13 protein-coding genes are annotated in these 17873 nt (G+C 46.4%); 6 read left to right on the top strand and 7 right to left on the bottom strand.

The genetic code is table 11. From position 1 onward, the window contains the following. Positions 1 to 4: 4 nt before the first annotated feature. From VHA02S_RS06020 to VHA02S_RS06040, 5 genes are all read right to left on the bottom strand, one after another. Positions 5 to 1918 carry a bifunctional diguanylate cyclase/phosphodiesterase gene (locus VHA02S_RS06020; RefSeq protein WP_026000294.1) on the bottom strand — a complete coding sequence of 638 codons (1914 nt, stop codon included), beginning with the start codon at positions 1916 to 1918 and terminating at the stop codon, positions 5 to 7. Between the two features lie 5 nt (positions 1919 to 1923). After that, the gene (locus VHA02S_RS06025; RefSeq protein ID WP_017189818.1) at positions 1924 to 2607 is read right to left on the bottom strand and encodes a transglutaminase-like cysteine peptidase; all 684 of its coding nucleotides are present in this window, start codon (positions 2605 to 2607) and stop codon (positions 1924 to 1926) included. 115 nt (positions 2608 to 2722) lie between these two features. Further along, a complete protein-coding gene (locus VHA02S_RS06030) occupies positions 2723 to 4114 on the bottom strand; it encodes an HlyD family type I secretion periplasmic adaptor subunit (RefSeq protein WP_005449876.1) in 1392 nt (463 codons plus the stop codon). A 113-nt stretch (positions 4115 to 4227) separates the two neighbouring features. Continuing rightward, positions 4228 to 5454 (bottom strand): sigma-54-dependent transcriptional regulator, encoded by a 1227-nt coding sequence (locus tag VHA02S_RS06035; RefSeq protein ID WP_009696510.1) that lies wholly within the window; start codon positions 5452 to 5454, stop codon positions 4228 to 4230. Continuing rightward, positions 5447 to 7390, bottom strand: a complete 1944-nt coding sequence (locus VHA02S_RS06040) for a sensor histidine kinase (protein ID WP_038898395.1) — start codon at positions 7388 to 7390, stop codon at positions 5447 to 5449. The genes VHA02S_RS06035 and VHA02S_RS06040 overlap by 8 nt, the downstream gene beginning before the upstream one ends. Positions 7391 to 7518: 128 nt before the next feature. Here VHA02S_RS06040 and pdxH point away from each other — a divergent pair, with 128 nt between their 5' ends. Next, positions 7519 to 8154, top strand: a complete 636-nt coding sequence (gene pdxH / locus VHA02S_RS06045) for a pyridoxamine 5'-phosphate oxidase (RefSeq protein WP_005449881.1) — start codon at positions 7519 to 7521, stop codon at positions 8152 to 8154. A gap of 68 nt (positions 8155 to 8222) precedes the next feature. Here the strand turns inward: pdxH and VHA02S_RS06050 are convergent, their stop codons facing one another. After that, positions 8223 to 8942, bottom strand: coding sequence for a helix-turn-helix transcriptional regulator (locus VHA02S_RS06050; RefSeq protein WP_009702374.1), 720 nt, complete (start codon positions 8940 to 8942; stop codon positions 8223 to 8225). Positions 8943 to 9716: 774 nt separating this feature from the next. On the opposite strand from VHA02S_RS06050, the gene VHA02S_RS06055 reads away from it, so the two are divergent. From VHA02S_RS06055 to VHA02S_RS06075, 5 genes are all read left to right on the top strand, one after another. Then, a complete protein-coding gene (locus tag VHA02S_RS06055) occupies positions 9717 to 10529 on the top strand; it encodes an AraC family transcriptional regulator (RefSeq protein ID WP_005449884.1) in 813 nt (270 codons plus the stop codon). Between the two features lie 404 nt (positions 10530 to 10933). Beyond that, positions 10934 to 14065 (top strand): bifunctional proline dehydrogenase/L-glutamate gamma-semialdehyde dehydrogenase PutA, encoded by a 3132-nt coding sequence (putA, locus tag VHA02S_RS06060; protein WP_038898394.1) that lies wholly within the window; start codon positions 10934 to 10936, stop codon positions 14063 to 14065. An 11-nt stretch (positions 14066 to 14076) separates the two neighbouring features. Then, complete coding sequence (locus tag VHA02S_RS06065; RefSeq protein ID WP_005449886.1) at positions 14077 to 14784, top strand: 1-pyrroline-5-carboxylate dehydrogenase; 708 nt, start codon at positions 14077 to 14079, stop codon at positions 14782 to 14784. Positions 14785 to 14921: 137 nt separating this feature from the next. Continuing rightward, a complete protein-coding gene (putP, locus tag VHA02S_RS06070; RefSeq protein ID WP_005449887.1) occupies positions 14922 to 16415 on the top strand; it encodes a sodium/proline symporter PutP in 1494 nt (497 codons plus the stop codon). Positions 16416 to 16594: 179 nt separating this feature from the next. Further along, entirely contained in the window at positions 16595 to 17104 is a 510-nt protein-coding gene (locus VHA02S_RS06075; protein ID WP_009706661.1) for a MerR family transcriptional regulator, read from the top strand. A 95-nt stretch (positions 17105 to 17199) separates the two neighbouring features. Here VHA02S_RS06075 and VHA02S_RS06080 read toward each other — a convergent pair whose 3' ends face one another. Then, positions 17200 to 17730, bottom strand: coding sequence for a GNAT family N-acetyltransferase (locus VHA02S_RS06080; protein ID WP_038898393.1), 531 nt, complete (start codon positions 17728 to 17730; stop codon positions 17200 to 17202). Between the last annotated feature and the right edge of the window lie 143 nt (positions 17731 to 17873).

The following is a 17873-nucleotide window of genomic DNA, read 5'->3' on the forward strand; positions in this document are numbered from 1 at the left end:
TTTCTTATTCCTTGTCGACGATGAAGCCTTGGAAGACTTCCACAAAGTGTTCGGTTAGGAAATCCAACTGAATCTGTGTTTCAACACGAGATGCGATCGTGGTAATACCCAAGTTATGAGCAGTACGTGAGATCGAAGTCAGCGTGAACTTCTGTTTCTCGTCGTGCAAGTTATGCGTGAATAGGTAATCCAGTTTTACGTAATTCGGGCGGAATTCCTGAATGTACTCAAGTGACTGGAAGTTACGACCATAGTTATCAACACCGAACTCTGCACCAGTTTGACGAATCGCGTTACACAGCAGGGCTGTATGGTGCGGATGGTCAATGAAACACGCTTCTGGAAGCTCAAAGTGAAGCATAGGTGCAACTTTCGGGTGCTTCTCTAGCATGCTGGTGGTCCAACGAATGAACGATGGTTGAGACAAGCTGCTTTGTGCGATGTTGATTGCCACTGGCTCTTTTAGCTCGCCGCTTTCTAACATCTTAATCATCGACTCAATGACGTATTGGTCGAAGATGTTGGTTGCGTCTAGTTGCTCAAGAGCAAACAGGTATTGGTTTGCACGGTAAGTCTCGCCATCTTTTTCGATGCTTGAGAACACCTCGTTGTGGAACACTTTACCCCAAGTATTTTTCGCAGACTGGAAGCGGAATTTAATCCAATCGCTGTGAATCGCTTCTTCAACCAGCGCTTTCCATTGCTGTTTACCCATAAGGTTAGAAGTATTTTCACCACCAACGAAGCCGTACGCTTTGTCTGGTTGCGCTTTCGCTTTCGACAAGGCGTTATCCACCATCGATAGTACTTCAGTGCGCGTTTTCTGATCTTTACTGTGTGCAACACCCAGTGATGCTTTTGGTTTCGCAAGACCGGTAGGATCGGTATTCAGACCATTTACACAGTTAACGATACTGTCAGCTAGAATGCGCAGTTCGCTCTCATCCATGTGTGGGAATAATAGACCGAATTCATCGCTAGATAGACGAGCAATGGTCGCTCCTGGTACATCGATAGTGTTTTTCAGACGTTGAGACAACTCTTTCACGTGGGCATCAGCGCGTTGATAGTCTTTCGTCTCGTAAATATCGCCAATGTATTCAGCATGGAGTAGCGCGATACCCCCTTGCGTTTGTTCTGCAAGCCATTGGTCAACTTGGTTAATGTAGAACGAGCGGTTACCTAGTTTGGAGATTGGGTCTAGGTAAGCTTGAGCACGCAGACGCTGTGCTTCTTTGGCTTGTTCTTTAAATGACAGTTCGATTTGTGCCGACATTGAGTTGATGCCATCAACCACTGCAATTAGGTCCTTGGTTTTTGGACGCGCCAGTGGGTCACCAAACTGGTTGTTGGCGATCTCGTGCATTTTCTTCACGATGGCAGCCAGCGGTTTTAATGAGCGACGTAGAATGTAAGAAATCGCAATCAGACCCACTAGGAAGATAATGCCAAATGCCGTAAGTAAGCGAATAAAGCCTTGCCAAAGTTGCTCGTAAGCAGCTCCTGGGTGGCTGATGATTTCAACTTCTGCAAGTTGCATCCAACCACTGGTTACCACGCGTTTATCATGAATCGCTTTGAACAAGTTCAAGTCGATGAACCATTGTGGAACATGGCTTGGCTTGACTGGGTACGAGCGTACGATTTGGTAATCCGAATCTAACGCGGTGAGACGTACGACAGAATAAGTACTGCCATCGAACAACGCATTAATCACGGATTCTACCGCCACCTTATCCTTGTCTTTTAAATAAGGTGCCAGTGCCAAACCAACGGTGTTAATGGTGTTGTTGACCTCTGAACGTTGCTGCTGCTCTAAGCTGTCTCGAGTAGTGTTGAACTGGATTACGAATACTGATGCCATCAAGAGTATAAAGACCGTAACCATTCCCACTACAAGCTTCTTATATAGGGTCATGTTTTTCACTCGTCATAGTTAATTTTAGGTTTTTTTAACTGCAACTTACGTTCGCGCGAGCGTAAGTCATTCCAAAGGCTCAAACGTGAGGCTTTTCCTGCTAGCTCTCCAACGCTAGCAGAAGACTTCATTAGCCATAGGTTTGAACCATTAAAACTGTAAATCGGTAGCAAATCGCTACGCTTGGAGGCTCGGACAATTTCTGGATTGATGTTGTCGAGAATGAGCGGCTCTGAACTTGGGGTTGGGTAATAGGCGAGTACCATGTGAAACTGATTCAATTCGATGGCTTTTACGTAGATCAAACGCATCTTTGAATCCGGTACGCCAAGCTCGAGTAAAGAGAAGTATTTGGCAATAGTGAAATCTTCACAGTCACCGGCATTGCTGCCTAAAAACTCGAGTGGTGTTGCCCAGTAGTCTTTTTTGCCCCATAGGTCTATGTCGTCAACGAAGTAAAGTTGATTGAAAAAGTCGTTAACGCCTGCCAGCTTTTCATGAGTCTCCAATGTTTTAAAAAAGTCGATATTATCTCGCCAGGTTTTCACGCGCATTCCAGCGCGTTCACCATAGACTGAAGTGACCGTATCGACCCATCTTTGTTCTTTGTTGTTCAAGGCACCAATTTGGAACGAAAAACAACTAATGCTGATTAATAATGTAACTTTACGCTTCAATCTGGGTGGCATATTCGACTCACATCACAAGTGTACTCTTCCAATGGGCTCGACAGTGAGAAATAAGTGCTTTTTATTTAACCACTTATCAACACTTAAATATACATTGGAGAGTCCTTGCTGACACTTACTCCTTAAGTGCGTTGGTTTTGGCGCTCAAAATTGGTTTAAGCAAGTATTCCAAAACGGTTCGCTTACCTGTGATGATATCGACTGAAGCCGTCATACCTGGAATGATTGGCAAGTCTGCATCCTGTCCAAAACTGGTTTTCTCAGTTCGTACACGTACGATATAGAAGCTGTTGCCTTCCTCATCTTGTGTGGTGTCGGCACTGATGTGCTCCAGTTCCCCTTCAAGACCGCCGTACTTGGTAAAATCGTACGCGGTGAATTTCACGATGGCATGAAGGTCAGGGCGCAAGAATGCGATGTCCTTCGGTGCAATTTTGGCTTCAACCAAAAGGGTATCTTCAGTTGGGACGATTTCGACGATGTCCATACCCGGTTGAATAACGCCGCCAACGGTGTTGACGTTCAATGTTTTGATAGTGCCTGTCACTGGAGAAACCACAACGGTACGATTTACGCGGTCTTCCAAGCCCACAGCTGATTCCACGAGCGCAGAAAGTTGGTCTTGGGTGCTATTGAGCTTCTCTTGTTGTTCAGAACGGAATTTCAGAGCAACATCAATACGATTAAGCATGGATTCGCGGATACCAGATTTGATTACGGGAATCTTCAGTTCACTGGATGTCATTTCGCGGCGTGTGTCGTTCACCTGACGCTGTAGTTTCAACAGTTCGATTTTAGGCACAACGCCTTCATCTGCGAGCGGCTTGGTAATGTCTAACTCTTTCTTGGCAAAACGATAGCTCTGGCGCAAGTTACTCACACGTGCTTGGATCTCAACCAGGTCTTGCTGCTTCTGCTTTACTTGCTGGTCGATAACTGAAATTTGGTTACGCAGATTATCTAGGTCTTCTCGGTATTCCGCTTTTTGGCGTTGCGTTAGGCGAGGTTGATTTTCTTCAAGCGTTGGTGGGAATGTCAGTTTTCCGTAATCAAGAACGACATTTTGTTCCCAGTTGCTGTCATCGAAATCGCGATTGACTTCGACACTACTGATCGACGCAGAAAGTTGCAGTACGGAAGCCGTCAAGTTGGCAACTTGTTGTTCACGTTCACGGAAGTCTGAGCGGAAACGCGTGTCGTCAATCAATAACAACTGCTGACCTTTTTCGACTCGTTGACCTTCCTTCACCAAGATCTCTTTGACCAAACCACCTTCGAGATTTTGTACGACTTGGATTTGAGAGGAAGGGATAACCTTGCCTTGCCCTACGGTTACTTTATCGATTTGCGCCCACGACGCCCAAGCGATAGCCGCAACAAAGAATAACACCATCACCCACAGCATTAAGCGGGCACTATTTGGCGTATTTAGAAGCAATGCAGCGGTTTTGTCGTCAACAAAATCCAGCTCTTCGCTGCTTAGTTTGTTGTAGTTGTCTCGGCTCATCACATTCCTTGTTTTATAAAGACGGTTTATCTTTTTGATCTTATTATTATTAACGGAGCATGTCAGCATACTCAGCTAATAAAAATGTGTGAAAGGGGTAAGTCCCCCCTCATTTACTGTGCCTTGAACTTTGTTTTGTCCAACTGATGTTTTTTTAGTTTGTCGTACAAGGTTTTGCGCGACACTTGTAATTCTAGTTGAACCTCTTTGAGTCTGCCTCTATGTCGTTGCAAGGCATCAAACAACAAGCAATATTCAAAGTGTTCTGTGCGTTGGGTCATACTTTGGATTTCAATGCTTTTTTCGCTGTTCCAATCCTCCATACGAAACGCGTCCGGTTTCAATGCCCTTAATTCGGCAAACTGCCTCAATTGTTTGATGTTTTCTGGCCAATCGAGTTCCGTAATCCGCTTCACTTCATTCAGACTAATCTGAGGGGGTTGGAGCTGATAGCGACTCGCTGCATGACGCACGAAGTGTTTGTATAAGGGACCGATGTCTTCTTTGCGTTCATTCAAATTCGGCATCCGAATCATCTTCACTGAGCTTTCAATGCCTTTATCGACGGTGTTTGCAGCACCAAATACGCGTTGCAGTTTCGGGTGGTTAAACAAGCATTGCCACTGTTTTTCCGATATATGCTCGGCGCTGTGTAAGTACAAACTGCAATGGCTTTTACCGTCTGTAAGATGATGTATGGTTTTGTCTAATGCTTCATGTGAAAGCTCGTATAAGTCTTCACCGGATGCGGCAATCAACTCACTTTCTGCGGTCGCATGGATATCGTGAGCAAATTGAGCAGCGAGTCTTCGCCCTGTGCCATCTTCACCGACAAAAATGAGCGGCTGGTGGAGTGGGGCGCTTATCAGCGCACGGCGAATGTCGACCATAGCTTGACTGTGACCAATCATTTTTGGACCGACATGGGTTTGCATGTCGAGCTCTTTCTTTAGCCAGACGTTTTCTTGCAATAAGACCAGTTTATCGCCGGCATTGTTGAGCGATTTTAATAGTTGCTCGGTAGAGAATGGCTTTTCAAGAAAGTCATACGCACCGCTCTTCATCGCTTCGACCGCGGTTTTTACATCACCATGCCCAGTTAATACGATAAATTGAAAGTGATTATTTTTGCCTAACAGGGTGCGCATGAACTCTAACCCATTCATCACTGGCATGTGGATATCGGTGATGATCAGTGCTGGCGTATTGGGATCAATCACGCGCAGCGCTTCAACTGCATTTGGGAAGCAAGTGACGTCAATTCCTTCAATCAATAACGCTTGAGTAACCGCATCACGAATATGCGGCTCATCATCGACAAAGAAAACAGGGTTATGCATGAGAGTCTTCCTCTGCTGGATGAAGTGAAACGAGAGGTACGCTGACGACAAAAGTCATCCCACCTGATAGCTGAGATTGTGTGTCCATTTGATGGCGAGCGTGACGGGTATAATCGGCATCGTTATCAGCATCATCGCTATTAACATCATGATTATAAGCGCTGAGTGAGCCTTGATAGCTCTCCAAAATGCGTTTTGAGATGGTTAAACCCAGTCCGAGCCCCTCTGGCTTGGTGGTGTAAAACGGGTCGAAAATCTTAGCTAAGGCGTGTTCTGACATGCCGGGGCCGTTGTCAGAAACCAAAATATCGCAGTTACTCTGGTCACACTGCACGGCAATCGAAATCTGTGGGTCGATACAATACCCTTCCATAGCTTGAGCTGCGTTGTGGAATAGATTGATCAGCACTTGCTCAAGCTCGACGCTGTGAATCGCGAGTTTTACGTCGTATTCAATGGCTGGCACTTTAAGCGTCACTCCCTGTTTGATCAGCTTACTGCTCAGAATACGTGTCGCGTTGTGCACCGCATCGTGTAGAACCGATACCTCACTGTGTAGGTTGTCATCCGTCTTACGCGTGAAGACCTTTAAGCGTGCAATGACTTCGGCCATGGTATCGTTGAGCGACAGCATCTTATCCAGATTGTCCGCCACCATTGAGTAACGCTCCATTGTCATTAAACGCTGCGAGTTTTCGGTGTAAGTCCGCAGCGCAGCCAATGGCTGGTTGATTTCGTGATTAATGCTTGCAGACAGTTCACCAAGTAGCGCTAACTTTGCCGCTTGAGTTAGCTCTTGTTGCGTTTGCTTCAGTTCTTGTTGGCTCTGCTCATATTGATGCACGGTTTGTTGTAACTTGTGGTTGGCTTGGCTGAGGATGAAAGTTCTCTCTGTTACCTTTTCTTCCAAGCTGGCATTGACATTGGCAAGACGTGCTTTGTTGACCAGCATTTGGAACCATGCCAACGCAATTAACCCCACGAGCGCATACAGCAGCAGATAAACTATGTCGGCTTGCAATACAGCGGTGAAGACTTCTTGTTGGCTAATCAGTGCAATGACGCGAAAACCTTTGTCAAACAGATTGGTCGCGTAAGCAAGGTAGTTGGGTGACATCAAGAGTTGGTTGTTTTCAAACTGATTGACTCCGCTTTGCCCAGTGAGCTCGCCACGATATTGAGGAAGGGTATCACCGTATTGTTGAGTTTGATTGAGCTCTTGTTTTGCTTGTTCAGATAACGGGAACAGAGCGCGATAGCGCCAATCGGGCAAGTTACTCATGAACACCACGTCGTGCACACCCGCAACCAGTAAATCGCCATCATCTTGTGCCAAGCGCTGTTCTAGCTGCTCCAAATTGACTTTAACTGTTATTACGCCTGCGACTTCGCCATCGACCCAAAGTGGTGATGAGAAGAAATATCCGCGCTTATTGGAGCGAACCCCGAGGGCAACGTATTGAGCCTTCTCCCCATTTAATGCGTGTTGAAAGTAAGGACGAAAGGCAAAATTAGAACCGACGAAACTGTCGTCTTGTTGATAGTTGCTTGATGCGATCACCAAACCGGTTTTATTGTGCACGTAAATAGTGTCAGCGAGGCTTTGTGCTAACCAATCAGAGAGCAATAAATTGAAGGATTCTGACGGTTTACCCTCTTTGACCGCTGTGAGTAATCTTGGGTCATGGCTGAGCAAGTTCGGGATTTTTTCAAACTTTGCCAGTTCATAATCGATTTCCTGTGCAACCTGCGAAGCTTGAGTTTGCAGCTTATTTTGCCACTGATCATGTTGATGCTGGGTTGCGTATTTATGAGTCAACATCAGCCCGACCAGACCGATGGCGAGCAAGACCAATAAAAAATGGCGCAGAGCTTTGGGGTTAAGTAGGTTCACGATTGGCTCACTAGTTTTTAACGCCATGTTATCAAAAGGCATTTAGTGATGCTGTGAGCTGCTGCGACAACGTGACATAACACAAAACCGCAATCAGGGTTCTCGCTTGCTTTCCTTGAATTTCCCTATCATCGGGCGCACAATCGACAAAAACGAGTGAAGGAGTGAAGATGGAACTTGCTGATATTCGTCGTGAGTACACAAAAGGTGGCCTGCGTCGTAAAGATTTAAAAGCAGATCCGATTGATCAATTTAACCTATGGTTAGAGCAAGCGGTACAAGCAGGGTTGACTGATCCAACCGCAATGACGGTCGCGACAGTGGACGAAAATGGCATGCCGTTTCAACGCATTGTGCTGCTGAAAAACGTCGATAAAGATGGCTTTGTGTTCTACACCAACTTGGGCAGCCGTAAAGCGCAGCAGCTTGAGCACAACAGCAACATCAGCCTGCATTTCCCATGGCATCCACTTGAGCGTCAGGTTCACATCACAGGTGTGGCAGAAAAGCTAACGCCGATGGAGAACATGAAGTACTTCACTTCTCGCCCGAAAGACAGCCAATTGGCTGCGATTGCGAGCAAACAAAGTAGCCGTATTTCTGCACGTGGTGTATTGGAAGGTAAATTCCTAGAGTTGAAGCAGAAGTTTGCCAAGGGTGAAATCCCGATGCCATCCTTCTGGGGTGGTTTCCGCGTCAAGCCGCAAAGCATTGAATTCTGGCAAGGTGGTGAACATCGTCTGCATGACCGTTTCTTGTTCTCAAATCAAGAAGGCGAGTGGGACATCGATCGCCTTGCGCCGTAATAGCTTTGACAAAGAGATAAAAAACACCGCCTCAATAGGCGGTGTTTTTGTGTTTACCCAATGGCGAATCAACGTTCACCGTTAAGCACGACAGAAAGCTGATGTTTAAGCAGGGTTTTCGGCACAATCGATCCGTAGCCTGCCTCCATGGCTTTGTCGATAAGTTCGTTCTTACTGTTGGCTTCAAACTTAGTACGCAGACGAGCAACATGCCCTTCTACGGTCTTGGTTGAAATCCCCATGACCTGTGAGATGAATTGCGGCTTTTTGCCATACAGCAACAAGAACAGAGTCTCTTGCTCACGGCAGGTCAGCTTTTCTGGCTCGGGTTTCAGGTTAGAAAAACGAAAGATGGACTGCTGGTTGGGCGTGCCACCGATGGCTCTGCATACCCAATATCCCACTTCGATGACGGCAGTATCAGTAAGTTCGCGACCATAAAATATGGTGCCAATGATGTTGCCGTCGTCGTCTCGCCAAGGCGTCTTAGTAAAAATGTGCGCTCGCCAATGACCATCTGGATAAGGGTGGATATCAAGGATCTTTAGCGACTCGCCTGTTTCAATTACGTGCCTATCTTGTTCTTGAAACTCTTTTGCACATTCAATGGTAGGGCTTGCGACCTCAAAGTCTGTTTTGCCTATACAGACTTCAGGTGAATCGTAGCCTATCAATTCTGCGTATTCCTGATTCACATAGCGGAATACCGAATCTTTATCTTTGCATCCCCAACAACCCGGTAGCTGTCGAAGGAGCGACTGTTCTATGGTATTGACTGGAATATTCACAAGGGACTCACTACTGCTACATATCGCCTGCTTGATTGCAGGTCAGTATTCTCACTTCGCTTATCCCGCGTTTTTATTACAACACTGCCTTGATCATGCTTTCGAGAATCGCGCCAGATGGAACTGGAAGAGAGAAGGTCGATCAGGATAACTCAGCGTGATGATTAACGTCAGGATACGGTGAGATGGTCGATATATTATCAGCTTATGCCATTGTTTTCATTGGCGTGAGACAAAAAAAAGCCAGCCTGAAGACGGGCTGGCAACACAAGATATAATCTTGTCGACGTGTAGAAGAGGTTCTAAATTACATAGCGAGGGTCTGCTAAGTAAGTTAGAGGTATCAAGTAGATACCGATGAGCTCAGGGTCGTATGCATCCTAGAGCTCGAGGTCTAATGTATTGAATTGTGAGCATATTAGTAAGGGGGGAAATCCCTCTATGCCCCTGTTTTTCGGGCATTTCGTGCGCTTTCGATCGTAGTTTTTACCTTGTTGCTTACATTGGTGTGCATTTTAACCCCAAAGATCTTTGCTATTGGCTTGTCTCATCTTTGGTAATTTTGGCTATCTGTCCGTTTTTGTTAAAAAAATTGGTTGCACATTGACCGTAAGTTTCTCTTACATGATCATCGTTCCGGAACTATGATCATGTAGAGCGCAATGATCGTGTTGATTTGATCTTGTGCGATTGGATTGGGGAAGATTTGCAACCCAACAGAGAAGGTATATGATGCCAAGATATAAGCCGACTGTGTAAAGACGACTGTTTGAAATGAGTGATTCAGATAACCCGAAAGCCCCGCTATATAAAGAGATCATGCTGCCTAAACCAGCAGAGTTGATCACGCTTCCGTCTTATATGGATTGCCATGATCATGCTTACACACAGATCGTGATCGGTTTAAAGGGACAAGCAGAATTCGAAGTTCGTGGTCAGGGCAATTTGGTTGGTCCGGGGCAAGGTTGCATCGTAACGGCATCTTCTGATCATGCTTTCGGTGGCGTGATTCATCAATCAGACATCTTGGTGCTTAATATGCCAAAGCCTGCCAACGATGATCCTGAGATGTTGCAAAAAATCAATAACCTAGAACGCTCTCATCTTTACTTCCAATTGGATGGTCAGATTCAAAAGCTGATTCAAATGCTGGTGCAAGAGATGCGTAATCATCCAGACGATTTACTGCTTAGCCGTGCGTGTAATGACACCGTGATCGCTCTTATGCAGCGTCATATATCAGCATTTGAAACCTCAAGGAAAGAGTCACGCTTTGATCTGGAAGCGATTGACCGTTACATCGAACAGCACTTGAGCCACAAAATCAGCGTGGCGCAATTGGCTGGCAGCGTATTTTTGGGTGAAAGCCAATTCCATAGCTTATTCAAAGATCAGATGGGCATTACGCCGCATCAGTACGTGCTCGGCAAACGCATCGATATGGCGCGCGATTTGATTGAACAAGGTCACTTAACGTTGGGGCAAATTGCCGAATTCACCGGTTTCTCAAGCCAAAGTACTTTCACTCATACCTTTACTCGTTTACAAGGATTATCACCTTCTCAGTATAAGAAACAGGTTGGCTAACACTGCTCATCAAGTTGCTTATTTGAGCGAAGCCGCGTATGAGTCGCGGCTTTTTTGTGCTTGTGTTTTGCACAGGAAAGTCGAACTTTTTTGCGTAATTCTCCGGAAAATTTCAATGTTTTTGTCCATTCCTCACAAAAGCACAATCTAAATCCTTCTTATTCAAACAGAAATTGCTCAAAACCCGCCTGCTTTTGTTGTAAATGACATGCAAAGATGAATTTTTACAACACAATATATTATGTATTTGCGTGTAACTATGTAGATGTTTTGTTATAAAAGCGAGTTTTTAGCAAAAATCTCGGAGTTTTTGACAAGTATTCTTCTCGGGCTCAAAATATACTGCCAGCCATTCATTGATGATCCTCGAAGCGGTTTTCGAGGAGAGAGATTGAGGAAAACGCATGTTTACAGCAACGAACGTGTTAACACCGGAATTTATCGAGCAGCCGCTTGATAAGTTGTGGTCACTGATCTCGCCATTGTACATGGTGGACGAGTCTCAATGGCTAGAGCAATTATTGCCACTAGCAACGCCGACAGCGGAAGAAAAATCGGCAATCACGACCCAAACAACCCAGCTTATCGAAGCCATCCGTGCGGATAAGAAGTCAATTCAGATGATTGATGCGCTATTGCTGGAATACAGCTTAGATACTCATGAAGGTATCTTACTGATGTGTCTTGCAGAAGCATTGATGCGTATTCCTGATTCAGCAACGGCGGATGCGCTGATTAAAGATAAGTTAAGCGTTGCGGATTGGAAATCTCACCTTAAGAGTTCTGATTCTGTCTTCGTTAACGCTTCAACTTGGGGCTTAATGCTAACAGGTAAAGTGATTGGTCTTGGTGAGCAAGAAACCCAGAGCCCAGGTCAGGCTGTAAACCGTCTGGTAAACAAATTCTCAGAACCTGTGATTCGTAAAGCCATGTATCAGGCAATGAAGATCATGGGTCATCAGTTTGTACGTGGTCGTACGATTGAAGAAGCGCAGAAGAACGGTCGTCCAATGCGCGACAAAGGTTTCACTTACTCATTCGATATGTTGGGTGAAGCGGCGCTGACTACGGCAGACGCAAGCAAGTACTTCAAAGATTACCTAATGGCGATTGAAGCCGTAGGTCGTGAAACGTACGGCAGTGACACAAGTCCTGCACCTTCTGTTTCTATCAAGCTTTCTGCACTTCACCCACGTTATGAAGTGGCGAATGAAGAACGCGTGATGACAGAGCTTTACGACACATTAACGCAATTGCTCAAGCGCGCTATCGAAGTGGATGTTGCCATCACGATTGACGCAGAAGAAGCGGACCGTCTTGAGCTGTCACTCAAACTTTTTGAAAAATTGTACCGCAGCGACCTTTTGAAAGGCTGGGGCAAGTTTGGTCTGGTGGTTCAAGCCTACTCGAAACGTGCACTGCCAGTATTGGTATGGCTAAACGGTCTGGCGAAAGAGCAGGGCGATCTGATCCCGCTTCGTCTAGTAAAAGGCGCGTACTGGGACAGCGAAATCAAGTGGTCACAACAAGCGGGTTACGAGAACTACCCAGTTTACACGCGCAAAGAAGCGACGGATGTTGCTTACCTAGCGTGTGCGCGCTTCCTACTGAGTGAAGGCGTGCGCGGTAATATCTTCCCGCAGTTTGCCAGTCACAACGCACACACTGTTACGGCGATTGCTGTAATGGCAGAGCACAAAGATTACGAATTCCAACGTCTGCATGGTATGGGCGATTCGCTTTATAACCATGTGATGGACACTTATGGGCAGCCAGTACGTATTTACGCGCCAGTCGGTAGCCATGCGGATCTACTGCCTTACTTGGTTCGTCGCTTACTAGAAAACGGCGCGAACAGCTCATTTGTGCACCGTTTGGTGGACGCGCGTTGTCCAATTTCAGAGCTGACGCATCACCCTGTTGATGTGCTGACCTCGTTTGAGACCTTGCACAACGGTCAAATCCCAATGCCAACCGGCATTTTCCCAGAGCGCAAAAACTCATACGGTGTGAACGTTGATATCGACAGCGAAGCGAAGCCGTTTGAAGCGCAGGTTGAAAGCTTCCTAACTCAGAAGTGGACTGCGGGTCCGATCATCAACGGCGAAAAACATGCCGAAAGCATGATCAAGGAAAACTCTGCAGAGATCATTACTGCCCCTTACGATCGTCGTATTGAAGTGGGTCAGGTGGCTTTCGCAAACCTTGATCATGTTTCCGCTGCAATCGAAGCGGCTGATGCTGCATTCCCAGAGTGGAAAGGCACCGCAATTGAACAAAAAGCGGCGTGCCTAGATAAGCTTGCGGATCTGATGGAAGAAAACTTGGCTGAACTGGTGGCAATTTGTCACCAAGAAGCGGGTAAGACGATTCACGATAGCATTGATGAAGTGCGTGAAGCGGTCGACTTCTGTCGTTACTACGCGAAACAAGCACAAAACCTTCAGCCGTTCGAATTGGAAGGTTTTGATGGTGTGAAGCGCATTTCAAGCCGTGAAGGTTTGGGTGTATTCGTTTGTATCAGCCCATGGAACTTCCCACTTGCGATTTTCCTTGGTCAAGTCACAGCGGCATTGGTTGCAGGTAACACAGTTGTGGCTAAGCCAGCTGAGCAAACTAGCTTAATTGCGGCGCGTGCGATCGAATTGATGTTAGAAGCCGGCTTCCCAGCGGGCGTGATTCAGCTATTGCCGGGTCGTGGTGGTGAAATTGGTCATGCACTAACATCTCACGATGCGATTGCAGGTGTGGCATTTACCGGTTCGACAGCGACGGCGCAACGCATCAATGTGACGCTTGCCGAGCGTAGCGCGAAGCCAGTACCGTTTATCGCTGAAACTGGCGGTCAAAACGCCATGATTGTGGATAGTACGGCACTGCCAGAGCAAGTTGTGCGTGACGTGATTCGTTCCGCTTTCGCTTCTGCTGGTCAACGTTGTTCTGCTCTGCGCGTTCTGTTCGTTCAAGAAGACGTTGCAGATCGCATCATCAACCTTATCCAAGGTGCGATGAATGAACTGCATGTTGGTATTCCTTACCTGCACAAAACGGATGTGGGTCCGGTTATCGACAGCAATGCGAAAAATAAACTCCTTGCTCACCTAGAGTACATGACAAGCACGCAAACCAAAGTTGCTCAATTGCAATTGGACGAAGCGTGTCAGCATGGTGATTTTGTGTCGCCAAGTGCATTCGAAATCTCGGGCATTGATGTTCTGAAAGAAGAGCAATTCGGTCCTATCTTGCACATTGTTCGCTTTAAAGCGTCTGAGTTGCCAAATGTGGTTGAGCAAATCAATCAAACCGGTTTTGGTCTCACAATGGGCATCCACAGCCGTAACGAAACCACTTACCGTTGGATTGAAAAACACGCTCGTGTGGGTAACTGCTACATCAACCGTGATCAGGTTGGCGCGGTGGTTGGCGTTCAGCCATTCGGTGGTCAAGGTTTGTCGGGTACGGGTCCGAAGGCTGGTGGTCCTCACTACCTATACCGCTTTACTAAACAACATCTTGTTCAAGCAGAGAAGGCGTAAGGAGTCGCATTATGGTTCATCAGATCACGTTTTTTAAAGATGCATTCTCTGCGTGGGAGCAGTGGAATCTGACCGATTTTGATTACAAATGTGAGCATTTGCTGGCATTTAAATCTGCGATTGAAGAGCAGCATAGCGTGGTTGGCAAAGTGGTGTCTTACCACTTGCAGCAAGCGTCTACTCTGTTAGCAGAAACTCATCAGTTAGTGGGGCCTACGGGTGAAACTAACGAGCTGTACGCAGCGGGTCGCGGTGTGGCTTTGGTTGTTTGTGAAAACAATCTAGCAAATACCGAGAACGCTCTGAACAGCACATTTGCAATGATCACCTGTGCTCTGATTGCAGGCAACAGCGTGGTGATTTGTAGTGACAATACAGAGCTTACTCAATTGGTTAAGCATGCTGTGGCGTCAGCAAACTTCCCATCTAACTTAGTCCAAGTGGTTGCGTACGATGCGTCTTCCCCGTTGTTAGACAGCGACGTACGTAGTGTGGGTTATGTTGGGCATTCACAGGTTGAGCATGCGCTTAACCTGCAACTGGCTAAGCGTGACGGTGCCATCGTCGGCTTAGTTTCTGAAACGGATTTAGAGTCACCGACATTGACTCATGATCCTCATCTGTCGTTGCGCTTCATTACCGAGCGTACTCGAACGATAAATATTACAGCGGTGGGCGGTAACGCGACTCTACTCGAGTTGGGAAGCGACTCCCACTAACCTGACTTGTGATACCAATCTGAACCAAAAGAGCCTGAGAGCTTACTCGGGTTGGTATCTCTTACTTTGATGTATTGCTGCGATGGCAAAATATCAAAGCAGGCAAGGAAGGAAATAATTATAACGAGGACTATCAAATGATAGAAAATAGCTTTGCTATCACGACCACTTTTGTGGCGTACTTACTAATTATGGTTGCCATTGGCGTTTACGCGTATAAGAGGACTTCCAATTCATCAGACTACTTCCTAGGTGGTCGTAGCCTTGGTCCATGGCCAGCGGCACTTTCTGCAGGCGCATCAGACATGAGTGGCTGGTTGCTACTTGGTCTTCCGGGGTATGCATATGCAGCAGGTATTGAAGCGTTCTGGCTAGCAGGTGGTCTGCTTGTGGGGACATGGCTAAACTGGTTAATCAGTGCAAAACGTCTACGTACGTACAGCATTCAAACTGATGCGCTAACGCTGCCTGAATTCCTGTCGCGTCGCTTTAACGATAAGTCGAAACTGATTCAGACAATCTCTGCGTTCTTCATTCTTCTATTCTTCCTTTTCTACACCAGCTCAGGCTTGGTAGCAGGGGGCAAACTGTTTGAGACCGTATTCGGCTTGGATTACAGCATTGCCGTTATCATTGGCACGGTGTGTGTGGTTTCTTACACGCTATTCGGTGGTTTCTTAGCGGTATCTTGGACGGACTTGGTGCAAGGTCTATTGATGGCAGCAGCACTAATGATCGTGCCAGTTGCTGTGATGGATGGTGGTCTAGGTCAATTGGCGACGGACATGCACAACATTAACCCAGAGCTACTAACGCTATGGAACGATACGAAAGGCGAGCCTCTATCGGCTATCGCGATCATCTCGTTGGTGGCATGGGGTCTAGGTTACTTCGGTCAGCCACACATCCTAGCGCGTTTTAAAGCTTCTCGTTCGAACAAAGACCTAACAACAGCGCGTCGTATCGCTGTAGGTTGGACTGCGCTTTCTATGGCGGGCGCAATGCTAGTTGGTCTTGTTGGTCTAGTGTGGGTAACAGGTCACCCTGGTACGCAACTAGAAGATGGTGAGAAAATCTTCATGCTATTGGTGAACACGGTATTCCACCCAGTGATTGCCGGTATCCTATTGGCGGCAATCCTAGCGGCGGTAATGAGTACTGCGGATTCACAACTTCTAGTATCGTCATCTGCTCTAGCAGAAGACTTCTACAAGCAAGTGATTAAGCCGGATGCAACGTCTGAAGAAGTTGTAATGATTGGTCGTGTGGGCGTTATCGTGATTTCTCTTATCGCGCTATTCCTAGCAATGACGCCAGACAGCTCTGTTCTCGGTCTTGTATCTTACGCTTGGGCAGGCTTTGGTGCAGCGTTTGGTCCAGCAGTTGTGCTTAGCCTTTACTGGAGCGGTATGAACCGCAACGGCGCACTAGCAGGTATCCTAATCGGTGGTGTGACTATCGTGGTTTGGAAACAGCTAACAGGCGGTTGGTTCGATGTGTACGAAATCGTACCGGGCATCATCTTCTCAACGATTGCGATCATTGTTGTAAGTAAGTTGACTGGTGGTGCAGCGCAAGAAGTACTTGAGCAACACAAAGAATACGAGAAGAAATTGGTTGAGCTAGACTAATTCCTCTCAATTAAAAACAAAGCCCGCGTTCGTCGCGGGCTTTTTTGTGCTTACTCGATGGTGATTTGAATGACCCGTAATACCTCAATTCGAGAATTTCTGAGGTATAGTAAAAAACGTGTTGACCCGTCTATCAGTGTAGGGCTGATGCTATGTCTGTACCGACAAAAGGAGCCACTATGCTAACCGTAACCCAACTGGCCAGAGAGTGTGGACTCTCTCGTACTACGATTCTTTACTATGAACGTGAAGGCTTGCTAGCGCCTGCACATCGTTCAGAAAACGGTTATCGCTGGTATGGAGAAAAAGAGATGCAGCGTTTAAAAACCATTTCGTCTTATCGTTCTTATGGGTTACCGATTTCCAGCATACGCACTTTGTTGGCACAGAAAGGCAAATCTCAAGCGGAGATCTTGAAAGACCATTTCAATGAACTTGAACGCGAGATTCAAAATCTGCGAGCGCAGCAAAAAGCGATCGTGGTGCTATTACAAGAACCACAACTGATAGAGGATAATATTGTGACTAAAGAACGTTGGGTACAAATCATGCAAGCGGCGGGCTTTTCTGAAAACGACATGGTGACATGGCACCAGAAATTTGAAGAGATGGAGCCTGCTGAGCACCAAAAATTCCTTGAATCTTTGGGTATTGAGCAAGACGAAATTGTGCGCATTCGCGCTCTATAATTAGCGCTTAAGCAGGACATTAAAAACCGGTTAAATAAAAATAAGCCTCTTCGTGAGGCTTATTTTTTATAACAGCTTACTTAATCATAAACTGCTTAGAAACGGATCTTTGAGTAAACCACAGTGTTACTCAATTCCCCTGAGGTAGAGAGGCGGTCGTGTCTCAACTCACCTTCAAAGTCATAACCACAACGCTCTGCGACAGCACGGCTTTTTAGGTTGGTTGAATCTGCCATAATCGCAATGCGTCTTGCACCGAGGTCTTCAAACGCGTAGCGCTCTAGCTCAAGCACCGCTTCGGAAATGTAGCCGTTGCCCACCGCGGCATCATCCAGCCAGTAACCGATTTCAAACGACGGCACTTCTTGATCACGAATCATTAAGCCTACTGCACCAATTAAACGGTCGCTTTCTTTTTCAATAATGAAGTAACGCAACTCCCCTTCAAAACTTTCAAAGTTGGCGATGGCTTTTTCTGTCCCCTCAATCATTGCTTCTAGTGTGAGCACATGTGGCACCCAAGGAAGATACACTTCGAGTGTCTTCTGGCTACGCAGTACTGCTTGGTGTGCTTCTTCTGCACGTTCTAAACAAGCAGGGATTAGCTTAAGACGTTTCGCTTCCATATCGGCTCTCCTTTGGGTGAAAAATGAAAGAAAAATCATTTAAGCAGATGTACTTAGAATGATCTAGTTGTTCGTATACCCAAATAACCTCGAGATGCTAGGTTCAGCGAGAATGACTTGGTTTGTATACGCGGCGGCGATTT

Source organism: Vibrio harveyi NBRC 15634 = ATCC 14126 = KCTC 12724, assembly GCF_001591145.1.
Classification (GTDB): Bacteria; Pseudomonadota; Gammaproteobacteria; order Enterobacterales; family Vibrionaceae; genus Vibrio; species Vibrio harveyi.

What these genes read in the sequence shown, in the direction of transcription:
- VHA02S_RS06020 (WP_026000294.1), bottom strand. Translation starts at nt 1,918, where the DNA reads ATGACCCTATATAAGAAGCTTGTAGTGGGAATGGTTACGGTCTTTATA.
- VHA02S_RS06025 (WP_017189818.1), bottom strand. Translation starts at nt 2,607, where the DNA reads ATGCCACCCAGATTGAAGCGTAAAGTTACATTATTAATCAGCATTAGT.
- VHA02S_RS06030 (WP_005449876.1), bottom strand. Translation starts at nt 4,114, where the DNA reads ATGAGCCGAGACAACTACAACAAACTAAGCAGCGAAGAGCTGGATTTT.
- VHA02S_RS06035 (WP_009696510.1), bottom strand. Translation starts at nt 5,454, where the DNA reads ATGCATAACCCTGTTTTCTTTGTCGATGATGAGCCGCATATTCGTGAT.
- VHA02S_RS06040 (WP_038898395.1), bottom strand. Translation starts at nt 7,390, where the DNA reads ATGCCTTTTGATAACATGGCGTTAAAAACTAGTGAGCCAATCGTGAAC.
- pdxH (WP_005449881.1), top strand. Translation starts at nt 7,519, where the DNA reads ATGGAACTTGCTGATATTCGTCGTGAGTACACAAAAGGTGGCCTGCGT.
- VHA02S_RS06055 (WP_005449884.1), top strand. Translation starts at nt 9,717, where the DNA reads ATGAGTGATTCAGATAACCCGAAAGCCCCGCTATATAAAGAGATCATG.
- putA (WP_038898394.1), top strand. Translation starts at nt 10,934, where the DNA reads ATGTTTACAGCAACGAACGTGTTAACACCGGAATTTATCGAGCAGCCG.
- VHA02S_RS06065 (WP_005449886.1), top strand. Translation starts at nt 14,077, where the DNA reads ATGGTTCATCAGATCACGTTTTTTAAAGATGCATTCTCTGCGTGGGAG.
- putP (WP_005449887.1), top strand. Translation starts at nt 14,922, where the DNA reads ATGATAGAAAATAGCTTTGCTATCACGACCACTTTTGTGGCGTACTTA.
- VHA02S_RS06075 (WP_009706661.1), top strand. Translation starts at nt 16,595, where the DNA reads ATGCTAACCGTAACCCAACTGGCCAGAGAGTGTGGACTCTCTCGTACT.
- VHA02S_RS06080 (WP_038898393.1), bottom strand. Translation starts at nt 17,730, where the DNA reads ATGGAAGCGAAACGTCTTAAGCTAATCCCTGCTTGTTTAGAACGTGCA.